The sequence below is a fragment of the Phycisphaeraceae bacterium genome, assembly GCA_019636655.1.
Classification (GTDB): domain Bacteria; phylum Planctomycetota; class Phycisphaerae; order Phycisphaerales; family UBA1924; genus JAHBXB01.
In genome coordinates this window covers 803023-818166 of the sequence record JAHBXB010000002.1, presented here as the reverse complement: position 1 = coordinate 818166, position 15144 = coordinate 803023, and the positions used below count along the sequence as shown (strand labels likewise).

15 protein-coding genes are annotated in these 15144 nt (G+C 71.0%); 8 read left to right on the top strand and 7 right to left on the bottom strand.

Annotated features, from left to right (window positions below):
• The first annotated feature begins 34 nt into the window (after nt 1–34).
• Complete coding sequence (locus KF745_08910; protein ID MBX3358536.1) at nt 35–292, top strand: hypothetical protein; 258 nt, start codon at nt 35–37, stop codon at nt 290–292.
• A gap of 28 nt (nt 293–320) precedes the next feature.
• Complete coding sequence (locus KF745_08905) at nt 321–803, top strand: GNAT family N-acetyltransferase (GenBank protein MBX3358535.1); 483 nt, start codon at nt 321–323, stop codon at nt 801–803.
• Nucleotides 804–896: 93 nt separating this feature from the next.
• On the opposite strand, the gene KF745_08900 is transcribed toward KF745_08905, so the two are convergent.
• Entirely contained in the window at nt 897–1487 is a 591-nt protein-coding gene (locus tag KF745_08900) for an OsmC family protein (protein MBX3358534.1), read from the bottom strand.
• Between the two features lie 149 nt (nt 1488–1636).
• Between KF745_08900 and KF745_08895 the strand changes: the two genes are divergently transcribed.
• Nucleotides 1637–2272: a TetR/AcrR family transcriptional regulator gene (locus tag KF745_08895; protein ID MBX3358533.1), complete on the top strand. Its 636-nt coding sequence runs from the start codon at nt 1637–1639 to the stop codon at nt 2270–2272.
• Nucleotide 2273: 1 nt separating this feature from the next.
• On the opposite strand, the gene KF745_08890 is transcribed toward KF745_08895, so the two are convergent.
• Nucleotides 2274–3728, bottom strand: coding sequence for an alpha/beta hydrolase fold domain-containing protein (locus KF745_08890; GenBank protein MBX3358532.1), 1455 nt, complete (start codon nt 3726–3728; stop codon nt 2274–2276).
• Nucleotides 3729–3826: 98 nt separating this feature from the next.
• Between KF745_08890 and KF745_08885 the strand changes: the two genes are divergently transcribed.
• Entirely contained in the window at nt 3827–4423 is a 597-nt protein-coding gene (locus KF745_08885; protein ID MBX3358531.1) for a biotin transporter BioY, read from the top strand.
• A gap of 7 nt (nt 4424–4430) precedes the next feature.
• Here the strand turns inward: KF745_08885 and KF745_08880 are convergent, their stop codons facing one another.
• Nucleotides 4431–5339: a metallophosphoesterase gene (locus KF745_08880; GenBank protein MBX3358530.1), complete on the bottom strand. Its 909-nt coding sequence runs from the start codon at nt 5337–5339 to the stop codon at nt 4431–4433.
• A 280-nt stretch (nt 5340–5619) separates the two neighbouring features.
• Here KF745_08880 and KF745_08875 point away from each other — a divergent pair, with 280 nt between their 5' ends.
• Nucleotides 5620–6450 carry a hypothetical protein gene (locus tag KF745_08875; protein MBX3358529.1) on the top strand — a complete coding sequence of 277 codons (831 nt, stop codon included), beginning with the start codon at nt 5620–5622 and terminating at the stop codon, nt 6448–6450.
• Here the strand turns inward: KF745_08875 and KF745_08870 are convergent.
• On the bottom strand, nt 6447–8993 hold the full coding sequence (locus tag KF745_08870; protein ID MBX3358528.1) for a serine/threonine protein kinase: 2547 nt from the start codon (nt 8991–8993) through the stop codon (nt 6447–6449). The genes KF745_08875 and KF745_08870 overlap by 4 nt on opposite strands.
• Nucleotides 8994–9292: 299 nt before the next feature.
• On the opposite strand from KF745_08870, the gene KF745_08865 reads away from it, so the two are divergent.
• Nucleotides 9293–9718, top strand: coding sequence for an OsmC family protein (locus tag KF745_08865; protein ID MBX3358527.1), 426 nt, complete (start codon nt 9293–9295; stop codon nt 9716–9718).
• A gap of 36 nt (nt 9719–9754) precedes the next feature.
• On the opposite strand, the gene KF745_08860 is transcribed toward KF745_08865, so the two are convergent.
• The 3 genes from KF745_08860 to KF745_08850 are packed head-to-tail and all read right to left on the bottom strand — an operon-like array spanning nt 9755 to nt 13286.
• A complete protein-coding gene (locus KF745_08860) occupies nt 9755–11338 on the bottom strand; it encodes a hypothetical protein (GenBank protein ID MBX3358526.1) in 1584 nt (527 codons plus the stop codon).
• 31 nt (nt 11339–11369) lie between these two features.
• The gene (locus KF745_08855) at nt 11370–12734 is read right to left on the bottom strand and encodes a GNAT family N-acetyltransferase (GenBank protein ID MBX3358525.1); all 1365 of its coding nucleotides are present in this window, start codon (nt 12732–12734) and stop codon (nt 11370–11372) included.
• A 24-nt stretch (nt 12735–12758) separates the two neighbouring features.
• Complete coding sequence (locus KF745_08850) at nt 12759–13286, bottom strand: hypothetical protein (protein MBX3358524.1); 528 nt, start codon at nt 13284–13286, stop codon at nt 12759–12761.
• Nucleotides 13287–13447: 161 nt separating this feature from the next.
• Here KF745_08850 and KF745_08845 point away from each other — a divergent pair, with 161 nt between their 5' ends.
• Nucleotides 13448–14344, top strand: coding sequence for a helix-turn-helix domain-containing protein (locus KF745_08845; protein MBX3358523.1), 897 nt, complete (start codon nt 13448–13450; stop codon nt 14342–14344).
• 24 nt (nt 14345–14368) lie between these two features.
• Nucleotides 14369–15124 carry a pyridoxine 5'-phosphate synthase gene (locus KF745_08840; protein ID MBX3358522.1) on the top strand — a complete coding sequence of 252 codons (756 nt, stop codon included), beginning with the start codon at nt 14369–14371 and terminating at the stop codon, nt 15122–15124.
• Nucleotides 15125–15144: the final 20 nt, after the last annotated feature.

Sequence of the window (15144 nt, the reverse complement as noted above, 5' to 3'; positions counted from 1 at the left end):
CGCTGCGGCGGGAGGGGTAACCCCGGGAGCCGGTGTGCTGTGTTCGCTGTGCCTTAGCCTGTCCGCCGCGCCGCCCCCCACAAGGGGGTTCTGGCTCCCGGTCGGCGATTGGCAGTTCTGGGCCGCCACCGCGGTCTTTGGCGTGGCTCTCTGGTGGCTGTTCCGCGAGGTGATCCCCGTTCCGTGGCTGAGCAAGCGCCTCAGGCGGCGCCGCGGCGAGCGCCGCGCGACGCTGACCGTCGGCGGCCGGGCCGTCGAGAAGGGCGGCCGCGGCCCCGAAGTTCCCGGCTGAGCCCGCGCGGCCCCGTACCCTTTCGCCGATGATCGAGATCCGCCCTTATCTCGACTCCGATCGTGAGCCGCTGCGGGCGATCTTCAACCACATCGTCGATCGCGGCGACGCGTTTGTCTACGACGCGCCGCTCTCCGCATCCGACTTTGCGGGCTATCTCGCCGCGTTCACGGCTGCGTACGTCGCCGTGCACGACGGCCGCGTGGTCGGCGGCTATGTGCTGCGGCCGAACCAGCCCGGCCGCGGCTCGCACACCGCCAACGCCGCGTACATGGTCGCTCCCGACTCGCGTGGGCTCGGCCTGGGCCGGCGCCTGGGGGAGCACTCGCTGGCGGAAGCCCGGCGCCTCGGCTTTGCCGCGATGCAGTTCAACGCGGTGGTCGGTACCAACACGCATGCCGTGGCGCTCTGGCAGGGGCTGGGTTTCACGATCATCGGCACGCTGCCGCGCGCGTTCCGGCACGCCGACGGCCGGCTGGTGGACCTGCACGTGATGCACCGGGACCTGTGACCGCACCGTGCGAACCGGAAACGGACAGGCCGCCGTGCGGATACACGCACGACGGCCTGCCCATCGAGGGATGCCCGCGCACCCCGCGTGATCTCACTCAACGATCATCCGCGAGTTCGTCGGGATCGCCCGCGTGATGTTGAAGAAGTTCGGGCTCGTCGACCGCACGATCTCGTGCAGCCGTGTGAACTGTTCGGCGGTGGCGTTCCCCGCGATCCGCACCACCTGGTCCAGTTCGACGTACCCCGGCGCGACGCGGTCGCTGATCCCGAGGAAACCACGGAGATCGATGTCCCCCGTGGTTTCCACCTCCAGCTTGGTGAGCGTGATCCCCATCAGCGCGGCGACGGCGGAGTATCCGACCATCATGCACGCGTTGAGCGCGGCCAGCAGGTGCTCCTGCGGGTTGGCGAACCGGTTGGTCCCCTCCAGCTCGCGCGGCTCGTCGATGTTGATGACGAACGCCCTTTCGACAAAGTCGCCGCCGATGCTGAAGCCCTTGACGTGGTGGTCCGTCCTCGTGCCCCCGACCCAGGAGCTGTTGATGTGCCACGTGGTCTTGCCCTTGGCTGGCTCGGCCTTGATCGCCTCGATCGAGGCCTGCAGGTGCGCCACGTCGATGCCGTTGACGACGGAGGACGACGCGGCGGGCGTGGGCTTGGAACGAGTAGTGAGAGTCGACATGAGAGTTCTCCTTGAGAATCCGGTGCTCGGCGAGCCCCGTTGGCTCGCACGGGTTTATGATGCCCTCGTCGGAACACGCGAACAGTTGACTTGCGGTGCACCCCCGGTGTACTCGAGGTGCACCCGCCCTCCGCCGCGGAGCAGCATGCATGAAGCCCAAGTCGGTCAGTGAACTCTTCGGGAACCCGCCCCCGCCGCAGACCGGGCGCGACCGTCTCGTCGCCGCCGGCATCGACCTGTTCTACCGCCACGGCTTCCAGGCCATCGGCCTGGACCGGGTCATCGAGCACGCCGGCGTGACGAAGACGACGTTCTACAAGCACTTCGAAGGGAAGGACGACTTCGTTCTCGCCTGCGTCGAGACCCGCGACGCCTGGGAGAAGCAGGCGTGGGACCGGGCCGTCCGGCTGCTCGCCGGCGATGATCCGCGGGCCCAGCTGGTCGCGTTCTTCGATGTGCTCGACACCTGGTTCAACGACGCCGAGTTCCGCGGCTGCATGTTCATCAATGCCGCGGCGGAGTTCTCCGATCCCCGCGATCCCATCCACCGCGCCGCCGCCGAACACAAGCGCAAGAGCCGGGACCACTTCCGCGAACTCGCCACGCGGGCCGGAGCCACGGACCCCGATACGTTCGCCGATCAGTTCACCATCCTGGTCGAGGGGACGCTGGTGCTCCGCCAGGTCCACGATCGCGACGATGCGGCCCGCATGGTGCGGCCAACCGTGCTCGACCTGATCGGGCGGCACATGCCGCGGATGCAGCAGGCCGGCGCCGGGGCCTGATCTACCGGGCGCCCTCGCGTGAATCGTGCTGCGCAGCACGCCTCAGGGCCCTCGCTACGGGCAGCGGCGCCAGGTCGGGCTCGACGAACTCCCGCTTGGCCTGCTCGGACATGAACAGGTCCCGCGAATAGAACAGCCGCAGGGACTTCTTTTCCATCAGCTCCGGATGGGCGTCGCAGAACGCATCGGCGGTGGCCTCGGGGCCGTACTCCGCCAACGCCACCTCGACGAGCCGCAGCCACGCGATCGTCATCGTCTCGTGGTACCCCGATACCGGCCCATCCGGTACGCCGTGCGCCGCGTTGTGAGCCTTGATCCCTGATCGGACCCGGTCCGCGGCGGCCGCAAACGTTCCCGCGCGGAGGCAGAGATACGCCAGCCGCACGTGGTCGCGGTGTCGCCACCTCTCCAGCGGCCACCGCTGGGACTCAAACTCGCGCAGGAACTCGGCATCGCTGGCCATGAATCCGAGTGGGGCGTGACGTGGCGCTGTGGCGGTCTGGGCGCCATGATCGTCCGCCAGCGCGGCCCGCAACGCCGAGCAGATCTGCTCCGTCGCCGCGCGGCTCGGCGTGGTGCCGGCCAGTTGGTTCTCCACCATGAACGTGTGGATGGTGCTCAGGTAACGGGTCGCTGTCACCGGAACACCGGCCTCGACGAGCCGGCGGGCGTACGCCTCCCCCTCGTCGCGGAGCGCGTCGTACTCCGCCGTGACCACCAACGCCGGCGCAAGGCCGCGCAGGTCGGCGAGGGGCGACTCCAGCGGCGACAGGATGGGGTCCGCCCGCGCGGACACATCCGGCTGGTAATGGTCGAGAAACCAGTCCATCGCCGCGCGAGTTACGAACGGTCCCTTCGCGAACTCCCGGTGCGAAGGAAAGTCGAACGAGGCGCTGGTGTTCGGGCACAACAAAACCTGAAGGAGCAGCCGCGGCCCGGCCCTGATCCCGCACAGGCGAGCCACGCTCGCGGCGATGTTCCCGCCGGCGCTGTCACCCGCCAGCGCCAGCCGGTCGCCGCGCACGCCGATCTCTGCCCCGTTGTCGCGGACCCATTCCACGGCGGCGTAGGCCTCCTCGTGGATCGCGGGGAAGCGAGCCTCGGGCGCCCGCTTGTAGTCCACGAAGACCACCGCCGCGCCTGAGCCCACGGCGATCTCCCGTGCGAAGCGGTCGTACGACTCCGCATCCCCAACAACCCACCCGCCGCCATGGAAATACACCACGCCCGGCAGCGGCCCAACGGCGCCAACCGGACGGATGACGCGGATCTTCAACTCTCCGTGCGGCCCGGCAGGGATGACGCGATCGGCGATCTCGGCCGGCGCACGCGCCCCACCCGCCTGCCCCAGGCGGGTTCCGGCACGGGCATAATCCACAGAGACTTGCTCGATGGGTGGAAGCGCCGCGAGAGCCTCAAGGAAGGCTCGGGTGGGAGGATCAAGCACCAAGGGCATACGGCGCTCCTTCGGCAAGGATCGTACAGGGCGTCGCACCCTGCCATCATCGGGTACCATGCGGCCGAACACTCAGCCGTGACCCGGAGTCCATTGCCATGATCCCCACCGACCCCAACACCGCGACCGCCGCATCACCAGCAGCAACGATCCTCTCCACCCCGGCCGCCCGGCGCCTCGGCGCGGTCCTCTTCTTCGCGGTCCTCACCGCCGCGGCGGCGCAGGTCGCGATCCCCGTCCCCGGCTCGCCGGTTCCCATCACACTCCAGACGCTCGCCGTGGTGCTCTGCGGCCTCGCGCTTGGTCCGCGCCTCGGAGCGGCCTCGATGGGGGTGTACCTCCTTGCGGGTCTGGCGGGGCTGCCCGTCTTTGCCGACCTTTCGGGCGGAGCGCAGGTCTTCGCCGGCGCCACGGTGGGCTACCTGCTCGGGTTCGCCGCGGCGCCGATGGTCATGGGCGCGGTCATCGGTTCGGCGCCCCGCGCCGGCACGGGCCGGATCGCGCTGGGCGTTGTCGCGGCCCACGCCACGATCCACCTGCTCGGCCTCGCGGGCCTCGTGGCCGTCGCCGGGATGAGCCTCGCGGACGCCGCCGCGATGATGGTCTGGCCCTACGCCGTCGGTGATGTTCTCAAGGCCGCGCTCGCGATCGCCGTTGGCGCCCGGCTCATCGCCTGGCGCCAGCGACTGAACTGACCGAGCTCTACCACGGAATGACCTGCGAGATGTACCGCGGGTCCGCGCCGAAGCCCAGCGCCGGCAGCGGCGCCGACCGCAGCGTGTACAGCGGCGCGTGGTGCCGACAGTTGAACCGCAGCCCGGGGAAGACCGAGTCCCCCAGCCCGCGCGAGATGCAGCAGAGCGTCTCCCGCAGCCGCAGCACCCCCGACGCCTTGTCCGGCGGCAGGTCCGACGAGGTGTAGGGCGCGTGCCGCGCGTGCAGCCTTACCTGTCCGGCGTGCGTGTGCCCGGCGAGGATCAGCGGCAGTCCGAGCTGCGCCGCGCTGACGATCGTCGTCGGCATGTGCGCGAGCGTGAGCGGGAACACCCCCGGCCGCGCCGGCCCCTCCTGGAGTTGGAGCCCGAGTCCGGCCGTGTCCTCCGGCCAGTTCAGCCCGATCACGCGCAGGCCGTTGCTCGGCTCATCCACGATCCGCGGCTGGTGCGGCCGGTCCGCCTTCGCCAGCCATGTGATCCCCGCGATCCGCACCGCCTCGCGGATCAGCCCCGGGGTGTCGTGGTTGCCGAACACGCCGTACGCCCCGATCCGCGCCGGCCGCTCCGCCAGCACCCCCGCGATGAGCTCCAGCGCCTTGATCGCGCCCCGCTCGTGGCCCGGCGCGTGCATGAAGTCGCCGGTCAGCGCGACGACGTCGACCGTGACCGTGCACATCGCCGCCAGCAGGGATCCGAAGGTGAACGGCAGCCTCGCGTGCGGGTGGCTCCGGGCGTGCAGGTCGGAGAGGTGCAGCACGGTGAGCCCGTCCAGGGCGGGCGGCAGGGCCGGGTGGGGGATCTCGTACCGCTCGATCGGCCAGGGGGCGATCGGCCGGCGGAAGGCGGTCGCCGCCTCGCCCGTTGCCCGCCCTGTCCTGATGCCGGATGGACTCATCGCACCCTCCAGAAGCCCGGGATCCCGTTGGCCGGCCCACGGGAACAGCCGTCCAGAGGCTAGCGAACAGGCCGGCAGGGTGTGTATATGGAATGCCTCCCGGGGGAAGGAGGGGGGGGGAGGGGGGGTGCGGGAGGGGCGGGTTCGTGGTATCCTTCGTCCCCGAACCGCAAGTCCTGATTCCGCAAGGATTCAGGCCAAGGATTCGGAAACGCCGGTTGATCCCGCCCGGGGGCACGAAGGCCCCGGCGCGAAGTGTCCGCTGAAGGGAAGGTGCGTGATGGCCAAGATGTTCTACAGCCTCGAGGAAACGGCCCAGAAGCTGGGCGTGACTCCCTCCGAAGTCCGCGACATGGTGACGCAGGGCCGCCTGCAGGAGTTCCGCGACCGCGACCGCCTGATGTTCAAGGTCGAGCAGGTCGAACTCATCTCCGGCGGCAGCGAGGCCGAACTGGGCGGTTCGAGCATGATCCCGCTGGCCGACATCGGCGGCTCGGGTTCCGGGCTCGGCCTGGCCAAGGACGATTCGGGTCCGGCCGAGAGCCCCATCACCGAGAGCCCCAAGGAGCGCTCGGGCATCAGCATCTTCGATTCCGACCAGTTGGAAGAGGCCGACCCCTCCGCCGTGACGCAGGTCACCACAGGCGCGGGCGGGGCGGGTGATATCACGGTCGAGTCCGTGGGCTCGGGGTCGGGTCTGCTGGACCTCACTCGCGAGGCCGACGACACCTCGCTGGGCGCCGACCTGCTGGAGGGCGTGGCGGGCGGCGAGGGCGCCCCGGCCGAGACCGGCGGCACCTCCGGCCTGTTCGAGACCACCGGCGCGGCGAGCGATGTCTCCTCCTCGGCCATGGCCGGGGCGGGCATGATGATGGTCGCCGCGGAGCCCTTCGACGGCACGTGGTCCGGTCTTTCCGGCGGTCTGGCGCTGGGCGTGGTCGCCGTGGCGATGGTGTCGATCGCGGTGGCGATCCTCGGGCTGGTCGGGATGCACAACAGCCCGCTGGTCGAGGCGTTGACGAGCAACTTCCCGCTGGTGTGGATCGGCGGGAGCGCGGCGATCATCCTGGTGTGCGGACTCATCGGCTGGGCGATCGGCCGGAAGAGCTAGTCCCGCTTGCCAGCCGCGGCCTCGAACTGCTCCAGACGTTCCTGCATCTCGGCCCGGTACGCCTCCCCCTGCTCGGGGATGAGGCTGATGGCTTCACGCTGCGTCGTCGCGGCGCCGGCGTGGTCGCCCGTTCGCGACTGGGCCAGGGCGCGCGTGTCCAGGTACTGCCAGAGGTCGGGCCCGCCCGCGGCCCGCTCGCCGTCGCAGGCCCGCTTTGAGGCATGCAGCGCGGCCGCGGGGTCGCGGAGCGACTCGGGTTGGACGGTGAGCAGGATCCATGCGCAGCTGTTGAACTGCGCCGGGGTTGCGTCCGGACGCTTGATCACCGCCTTGAGCGCCGCCACCAGCCGGGCGGAGCGGGCGGCGGTCGAGGCGGGCCACCCCTGGGTCTCGTAGGCGGACATCAGGTTGAGCGCGACCGTCAGCGTGTCCTCGTGCGTCTCGCCGAGGGACTTGGCCGCGGCGTCCCACGCCTGCTCGTACACCCGCGCGGATTCGTCGACGCGGCTCAGCCGCCAGAGCGCGAGGCCGAGGTTGATCATCGCCCTGGCGGTGTCCGGGTGCTCCTCACCCAGGACGCGGGCGCGTTCGCGTACGACGAGGCGCAGCAGCGGCTCGGCCTTGTCCGGGCGGCGGGTCGCCATGTACAGCGTGCCCAGGTTGTTCTGCGCCAGCAGTGTTCCCGGGTGGCTGGGGCCAAAGGCGCGGGTCCAGCCCTCGACTGCCTTGAGCAAGACGGCCTCGGCCCGGGCGGATTGGCCCAGCGATTCGTGCAGCAGCGCCAGGTTCACCATGGCGCCGAGGGTGTCCGCGTGGTCGGGGCCACGGGTCTCCTCGTACAACTGGGCCGTCCGCTGCTGGAGTTCCATCGCCTCCGCGAGCCGCCCCTGTCTTGAGTAGGTCTGGGCGAGGTTGTTCATCAGGCCCAGGGCGACGGGGTCGTTCTCGCGGCCGGCGCGCTTGAGGGCGTCGAGGGCCCGCAGGCTGACGGCCTCGGCCTCGGCGTAGTTGCCCTGCTGGTGCCGCAGCCCGGCGACGTTCGCGATCACCTGCACCGTCGCGGGGTCGCTCTCGCCGAGTTCCCGCTTGCGGATTTCCGCGGCGATAGGGAGGTGCAGTTCGGCCTGGTCGTACATCCCCAGGGAGCGGTAGGAGTTCCCGATGGTCTGGCGCAGGCGGGACTCGACCAGGGGCCGGTCCGCCATTTCCGTGCCGATCGTCAGGGAGGCCTTGTCGAGCACCTCGCGGACGCGGACGTCCTTGCCGTGCTGCGCGGGGTCGACCGAATCGAGCATGTTCGAGAGGAAGGCGGTGACGGCCTCGGCCTCGTCGCGGGCTTTTTCCGCCGCGGCAGCCTGCGTCTCCGCGCGTTCGCGTTCACGCAGGGCCCAGGCAAGGCCCCACGACGTGCCCGCGACCGCGGCGAGCACGGCGCCCGCGACGATCAGCGCCGTGGCGACGGCGGCGCGGTGGCGGCGGATGAACTTGGAGGCGCGGTATGCCGCGCTGGGTGGGCCGGCCTCGACGGGCTCGTTGCGGAGGAAGCGTTCCAGGTCGCGGGCGAGGGCGCTGGCGGAGTCGTAGCGGCGGGATCGCTCCTTCTCAAGGCACTTCATGACGATCCAGTCCAGGTCGCCGCGGAGCGAGCGGGAGAGGGCCTGGCTGTCGCCGGGGAGGGTGGCGCCGGGGGCGACGGTGGCGGCACGGGTGACGCGCTCGCTGGGGCGGGCGGGCTGCTGCTCCTCGATCAGGCGCTGGGCCTCGCGGTAGCCGGCGGACCGGAGGGCGGCGCTGTCGAGGGGGGTGTGGCCGGAGAGGAGTTCGTAGAGGATCGCGCCGAGGGAGTAGACGTCCGAGCGCGTGTCCACATCGACGGCCGTGCCGCGGGCCTGCTCGGGGGCCATGTACTCCAGCGTGCCGATCATCTGCCCCTGCTCGGTGTAGAGCGTGGTATCGGAGAGCCGGTGGCTGAGGGCCTTGGCGACGCCGAAGTCGATGATCGTCGCGTGGGGGCGGTCGTCCTCGAGCTCGACGAGGATGTTGCTGGGCTTGAGGTCGCGGTGGATGACGCCCTTCATGTGGGCGTGCTGCACCGCGGCGCAGACCTGGATCATGAGGGCGACGCGCTCGTCGAGGCCGAGGTGCTCGCTGGCGCAGAAGGCGGTGATGGGGACGCCCTTCACGTACTCCATGACGAAGAAGGGGCGGGCGCCGAGGGACGGGGGGGTGACGCCGGCGTCGAAGACCTTGGCCACGCCGGAGTGGTCCATGAGGGCGAGGGCCTGCTGCTCGGCCTCGAACCGCGCGAGGACCGAGCGGCTGTCCATGCCGGCGCGGATCACCTTGAGCGCCACGCGCCGGCGCACGGGCTGGCTCTGTTCCGCGAGGTAGACGGCGCCGAAACCACCCTCGCCGAGGGCTCCGATGACGTGGTAGACGCCGATCGTCTGGCCCACGAGCGAGTCGATCGGCTCCGCGGCGCGCGGGCCGGTGCGGCGCGGCTCGCCGGGGTTGGGGATTGTTGTATGGTCGTGGGTCGCCACGCGGGATGGTATGGAAGGGAGACGGTTGGCTGGTGGTGGGAGGCCGACGATGGTGCCGTGCTTTGAACGCTGCTGCCGGGATCAGTCTCGATTCCAGCGCCGGTAGAACCCGCGCCGGTGCCACTTCAACACGACCGTCCCGAGCACAATGCAAGCAAGGGCCACCAAGACCTGGATCGCAATCCACTTGGCCCAGTCCATGCGGAACGGTATGGCTCGCGGCTTGTCTCGATCTGTGCGCTACTCGTGTAGGGGGTCGCATAGACTGCGGTCGGCCGCATTCAACACAGGAGACAGCCATGAAGCGCACCGCTTCCGCACAGTGGTCGGGCGACCTCAAGTCGGGATCCGGCACCCTCTCCGCCCCGGGCGGGGTCCTCAAGTCGACGCCGTATTCGTTCTCGAGCCGGTTCGAGTCGGGCGCGGGCACGAACCCGGAGGAGTTGATCGCCGCCGCGCACGCGGGGTGCTTCACGATGGCGCTGGCCCATGCGCTGTCGGGCACCGGCTTCACGCCGACGAAGCTCGCCACCACGGCGAACCTGTCGCTGGACCAGGTGGGCGGCGGGTGGGCGATCACGGCGATCCACCTCGACCTGACGGCCTCGATTCCGAAGATCGACCAGGCGAAGTTCCAGGCGATCGCGAGCGAGGCGAAGGCGAACTGCCCGGTCTCGAAGGTGCTGAACACCAAGATCTCGCTGGACGCGAAACTCGAGGGCTGAGCCCGCGGGCTGGCGCTGGCACCGGAGTGGTCTGGCTCACAGGTAACTCCGCACGGTGGTCCTGAAGGGCGCATCGAGGTTGAGGACGAGGTACCGCAGCGCATCGGCCGCGTGGTCGCTGCCGTCCTTTTCCGGCGCGGTCGCCTCGGGCCGGTCGGGCGGGTAGTGGTACTTCGCGAGCGACTCGATCAGGCCGGTGCAGCGGCGGTGGACGAGCAGGCGGGCTGGGCCCAGGGCGGGCCTGAGGCGGGCCTTGACGAGCAGGAGCCCCTCGTGGAGGCCGGAGCGCCGGGCCCGGATGCGCAGCCCGGCGCGCCGAAGGAGCGAGACGTTGCTGACGCCGGTCTGGTCGTTGGTCTGGTTGCCCGCCGGGTCGGCGCCGATCCAGTCGATCCGGGGCCAGCGGCCGCCCCGCAGCAGATCGATGTGACGGTCCAGCGTCAGGCCCGCGGCGATGTGTTCATCGAAGATGCGCAGCACGCCGGCTTGATCGACGGCGCCGAGCAGGACCACCGTGGGGGCGCGGAAACCGAAATCCATGCCGGCGACGATCGTCGTCGCGGACTCGACGGGCCCGGGCGCGGGAGCGCCGTCGTCGTAGGTGTGCGCCTCGGGATCGAACTCCTCGTAGACGCAGCCGGAGCGGCAGGGGCGGAGGCAGAGCATCTCTGCTTCCCAGGTCTCCCGGCTGACGCGGGACTTCATCACGATCGCATCGTGCACCGGCAGGTGTCCGGACCCGCGGCCGACGCCTCGCCCGGGCTTGGCCGCGCCGCCGCACTCCTCGAAGAGCGGGCAGGACTCGCAGCGGTGCTCGTCGCCGCAGTGCTCCAGCACGTCTACCACACCCCAGCGAAGCAGCCGGCGCTGGCGGTGCGGGGTGTCGCCCGCGCGGGCGGCGTCGGCCACGACGTGCCACATGAGCCCCATCGGGATGTGCATGGTGCTGAGGGCTTCGACGGAGCCCCGGACGCGCCGGCCCCAGGGGCCGGGGATGGCCTTGGACATGGTCGTCAACTGGGCGGCGGTCCAGACGTCGCGGTCGAACAGGTCTACCTCGTCGCACCGGACCTTCTGCACGCGGGTGCCACGCACGGAGGCCTGCGACGAGGCCATCACCTCGGCGCACGAGCCGTTGGTCAGGGCGATGCGCCGGGAGGTGAGTTTGCCCTCCACGAGGCGGGCGAGGGCGGGGCGTTCGAAGAGGGCACGCAGGTGGGTGTGCATCCGCTGGGCCTGCTCCACGCTCCCCGCGAGGATGCGGACCTGGATGCTGGGCTTGTGCACGAGGTCGAGCATCGTCGCGACGGCACCGAGGAAGGTCTTGCCCCCGCCGCGGCTGGCCCAGACGACGCAGTCCGCCGGGCCGCGAGCGGGGGCGGGCTCGGTGAGGTGGCTCGCGCCGTCCGCGTCGGACGGGCCGGATTCGGACGGGAACGTCCGTCCCTCGAAGTACGTGTGCAGCAGGTAGTCGAAGGGGGCGTCGCTCGCGGCGAGCAGGGCCCGGCGCGGCACGCTCACGCCCGCGTGCACTTCGAGCCATTCGTGCAGAGCGTCTGGCGTCGCGGGCGGCGGCCCGAGGTCGGTATCGACGGGTTCAAGCATCGGCTGGCTGGTCATTGGTTCCCCCCTTTGGTTTGAAATGCGGCTTTCAGCCGCTGACGTAGACCCTCATGCCCCGTTCCAGTGATTCGCCTGCCAGGCGGAGAAGTGAGCGCGGGTCCGCCGCGGCGTGGCGCGAGGTCGCGCGCGAGTCGCGGGCCCAGGCGCGGAGCGCCCGCTCCACGCTGGGGTGGTCGAGTTGGCCGGCATCGATCGCGCCGGCGTCGGAGAGCCGCCATGGCTCGATTCCCACCGCCGCGAGCGTGTGTCGCAGCGACCGGTCCCGGCGTGACTCACCCGGGTCCAGTTCGCGCATGCCCGCGGCGCGGAAGAAGGGGCACGCGCAGCCCATCGCCGCGAGCGACTCGGTGCGGGGCGTGAGCGGGTGGTCGAGGTAGGTCCGGACGAGCCGTCGCGCGATGCCGCGCCCGCGGTAGGCGGGATGGACGATGACGCGGGAGATCACGCGGAGCGAGTCGTTGATGGCCACGGCGCGGGCGCGGCGGTCCAGCGGCGCGAGCCATCCGGGCCATGCCTGTTCGCGCCACGTCGCGTTGAGGACCGGCATCGAGACGGTGAGGACGCCGACGGTTCGGCCGGAGCGGGCGCGGGCCGTCAGCACACGGACAACGCCCCGCGGCGGCCCGGCGCGGTAGTGGAACATCGCCAGGGCGCGGAAGTCGCACGCGGAGCCCGGCGAGATGGTGATCTCGCCCGGGTCGGCAGGGATCGCGAGGGCGCGCCCCGGTTGGAGGCGGAACACTCCGCCCAGATCCATCGTGGCAACCCAGTCCGCGCCGATGGCCGGCCCCACATCCCGTCGCACGCCCGCCGCGATGATGTCGATCGCACCCTCCCGGAGCGCCCACCGGCGCAGCGACGCGGCGACCGAGATGCCGGTCGGGCCGTCGAGGGCCGAGCCGAGTTCGTCGACGATGAGTGCGAGCCGGCCGGTGCGGTGTTGGCGGAGACGGCCGACTTGCTCCATGGACACACCCAGGGCGACGCGGGCGCGCTCCCCGGCGGAGAGTTCAGCGAATCGCCGGGCGCTGGCCCAGGCCTCGCCCATGCCCGCGGCCGCGAGGAGCCGCAGGGCATGCTCGACAGGTGAGGCGAAGAGATCGATCACGCGGGTGTGCGGGGCAGCGACCGGTACGGCGCAGACCACGGCCCGATCACCCAGTTCGCGGGTGACGCGGTCGAGGGTCAGCGACTTGCCGGCGCCGCTTGGACCGGTGATGTGGATGATGCGCGGCGCCTCGGCAGAACCCTCCCCCGCGAGGAGGGAGAGGAGGCGCTCTGCGAGACGGTCGGCGCCGGCGCGCGGCTTGAGCCCGATGTCGTTGAAGCGAGCGCCGAGGCCCATGATCGCCGCCGCGCGCAGCGTCCGCTCCGATGGTGCTGATGTGTCCATGCCCTCCCCTCCCTTGGTGCTCCCTCAGGCCGCGACGCTCCCTGCGGCGAGGGTCAGGACCATGTCGCGGTGCCGGCGGACGACGTGGACGGTGAGCCCGAGTTCGAGCGCGGCGCTGCGGAGCGTCCGGCCGTGGAGCACACAGCAGCGGGCGATGCGCCGGGTGATCGGCGGCCACTGGGCGAGGTGGGTCGCGACGAAGGCGAACTCGTCGGTGAGGAGGCGTCGGACGATCTTCTTGATGCGGCGGCGGATCATCGCGACCGGGAGACCGGCGGCCCGGGCCAGCATCGTCATGGCGACCCCCTCGCCGTAGACCGCGCGGATGAGGGCGGCCTCGTCGACGGGGAGGAACTCGCTGCGGTCGACCAGGGTCTCGGCCGAGGTGCGGACGTGGTAGCGGGCGTCGGAGCCGGGGTCGTCGGCGAGGCGGTCGGGCGCGAGCCGTCCGGGGCGACGAGGGGCTCGTGGAAGTGGCGGGTGGGGCGGGTGATTTCGCGTTTTCCCCTTGCGGTCGGGCGGCGATCCTGTATGTTCGTATTGTGTCAGCAATTGTGGCCCCTCCGGCTCGTGACGCTCACTCAGACACGCTCCGTTGTCTTTGAATGAGTGAACATTGACATGAGTATGACCAGTTTGTAGACTTTGTGCAAGGTGTATGTATGGTATCGTCGCGATTTGGCGCACAGAATCGATCCTTGGGTGAGTCCGGGGTGACCTCGGAAACCGCGGGCGGAGCCGTGGAAGCGGGTGGGGCTGCGCCCGCGGTGGGGCGGATGCTCCGGGCGCGGCGGGTGGAACTGGGGCTGACCCTGCAGCGAGTGGCGGACCTGGCGGAGTGCTCGAAGGCGTACCTGTCGGCGATCGAGACGGGCCGGCGGGGGGCGCCGCCGAGTGAAGACATGCTGGGCCGGATCGAGCGGGCGCTCGGGCTCGAGGCGGGGCGGCTGGTGGAGGCGGCGCGGTGGCAAGAGACGCCGGCGCAGATCCGCCTGGAGGTTGAGCGGTTGCAGTCGCGCGAGCGGGCGGCGAGGCAGTTGGCCGAGGTGCTGCGGGCCATGGGGGGAGCGGGAACGCTGGATGCGGCGTTCCGGTCGGGGGACCTGAAACGACTGATCGCCCGGGCCACGCCGGACCCGGCGGGTGGAGGGGGTGGGGGGGTTGGGGAGTTGGCGCCGCTGGGTGTGGCGCGATCGGCGGATGTGCCGCTGATCAACTCGGTGGCCGCGGGCTACCCGGCGGAGTTCACGGATCTGGGGTACCCCGCACGGGTGGCGGACGAGTATGTGCGCACGCCGGATGTCGACGATCCGGATGCGTTCGCGGCGAGGGTGGTGGGGGACTCGATGGAGCCGGAGTATCGGGAGGGGGACATCGTGGTCTTCTCGCCGGCGCGGGTGGTGCGGGCGGGGATGGACTGCTTCGCGAGGCTCGACGGGGCGGGTGACCAGCCGACCACGTTCAAGCGGGTGTACTTCGAGACCTCCGGCGCGGGGCGCGAGATGATCCGCCTGCAGCCGCTGAACCCGGCGTATCCGCCGGCGGTGTTCGAGCGAGAGCGGGTCGCGGGGCTGTACGCGGCGGTGAGCGTGACGCGATCGCTGCGGTGACGCCGGCGGCTCCTACCCTTGCGCATGCCCCTTCTCGGCGTCAATATCGATCATGTGGCCACCATCCGCCAGGCCCGGCGCGGGGACGAACCGGACCCGGTCCGAGCCGCCCACGAGGCGGAGATGGGCGGGGCGGACATCATTACGGTTCACCTGCGGGAGGACCGGCGGCACATCAACGACGGCGACGTGGAACGTCTGGCGGCGATGCTGGGGGTGCGGCTGAACCTGGAGATGGCCGCGACGGAGGAGATGACCGAGATCGCGCTGCGGCTCAGGGCGCTGGGGCGCGGGCCGCACGAGTGCGCGCTGGTCCCCGAGGGGCGGGACGAGATCACGACCGAGGGGGGCCTGGATGTCGCGCGCAACGCGGCGGCGATCGGCCGGGTGGTCGCGAGGCTGAGCGAGGCGGGGATCCGCTGCTCGGCGTTCATCGATGCGGATCCGGCGCAGATCGACGCGGCGAAGCGGGCGGGGTTCGCAATGTGCGAGGTCCACACGGGGCCGTACGCGCGGGCGTTCGCCGCGGCGGGCGGCGACGCGGCCGATGCGGGGCTGACGCGGGCGATCGAGCAGGTCGCCGATGCGGGGCGGCGGATCCGCGCGGCGGGGATGCGGTTCAACGCGGGGCACGGGCTGAACTACCAGAATGTTCGGGCGGTGGCCTCGCTGGTGGGGATCGAGGAGCTGCACATCGGGCATTCGATCGTCAGCCGGGCGGTGTACACGGGGTTGCGCGAGGCTGTGGTGCAGATGAAGGCGGCGATGGCCGGCGTTTAGCGACGGCGGGGGACACAGGG

Excerpts from the sequence above, each read along its gene's own strand:
- KF745_08865 (MBX3358527.1), top strand. The coding sequence starts at position 9,293 with ATGAAGCGCACCGCTTCCGCACAGTGGTCGGGCGACCTCAAGTCGGGA.
- KF745_08885 (MBX3358531.1), top strand. The coding sequence starts at position 3,827 with ATGATCCCCACCGACCCCAACACCGCGACCGCCGCATCACCAGCAGCA.
- KF745_08880 (MBX3358530.1), bottom strand. The coding sequence starts at position 5,339 with ATGAGTCCATCCGGCATCAGGACAGGGCGGGCAACGGGCGAGGCGGCG.
- KF745_08905 (MBX3358535.1), top strand. The coding sequence starts at position 321 with ATGATCGAGATCCGCCCTTATCTCGACTCCGATCGTGAGCCGCTGCGG.
- KF745_08875 (MBX3358529.1), top strand. The coding sequence starts at position 5,620 with ATGGCCAAGATGTTCTACAGCCTCGAGGAAACGGCCCAGAAGCTGGGC.
- KF745_08855 (MBX3358525.1), bottom strand. The coding sequence starts at position 12,734 with ATGGACACATCAGCACCATCGGAGCGGACGCTGCGCGCGGCGGCGATC.
- KF745_08840 (MBX3358522.1), top strand. The coding sequence starts at position 14,369 with ATGCCCCTTCTCGGCGTCAATATCGATCATGTGGCCACCATCCGCCAG.
- KF745_08890 (MBX3358532.1), bottom strand. The coding sequence starts at position 3,728 with ATGCCCTTGGTGCTTGATCCTCCCACCCGAGCCTTCCTTGAGGCTCTC.
- KF745_08900 (MBX3358534.1), bottom strand. The coding sequence starts at position 1,487 with ATGTCGACTCTCACTACTCGTTCCAAGCCCACGCCCGCCGCGTCGTCC.
- KF745_08860 (MBX3358526.1), bottom strand. The coding sequence starts at position 11,338 with ATGACCAGCCAGCCGATGCTTGAACCCGTCGATACCGACCTCGGGCCG.
- KF745_08895 (MBX3358533.1), top strand. The coding sequence starts at position 1,637 with ATGAAGCCCAAGTCGGTCAGTGAACTCTTCGGGAACCCGCCCCCGCCG.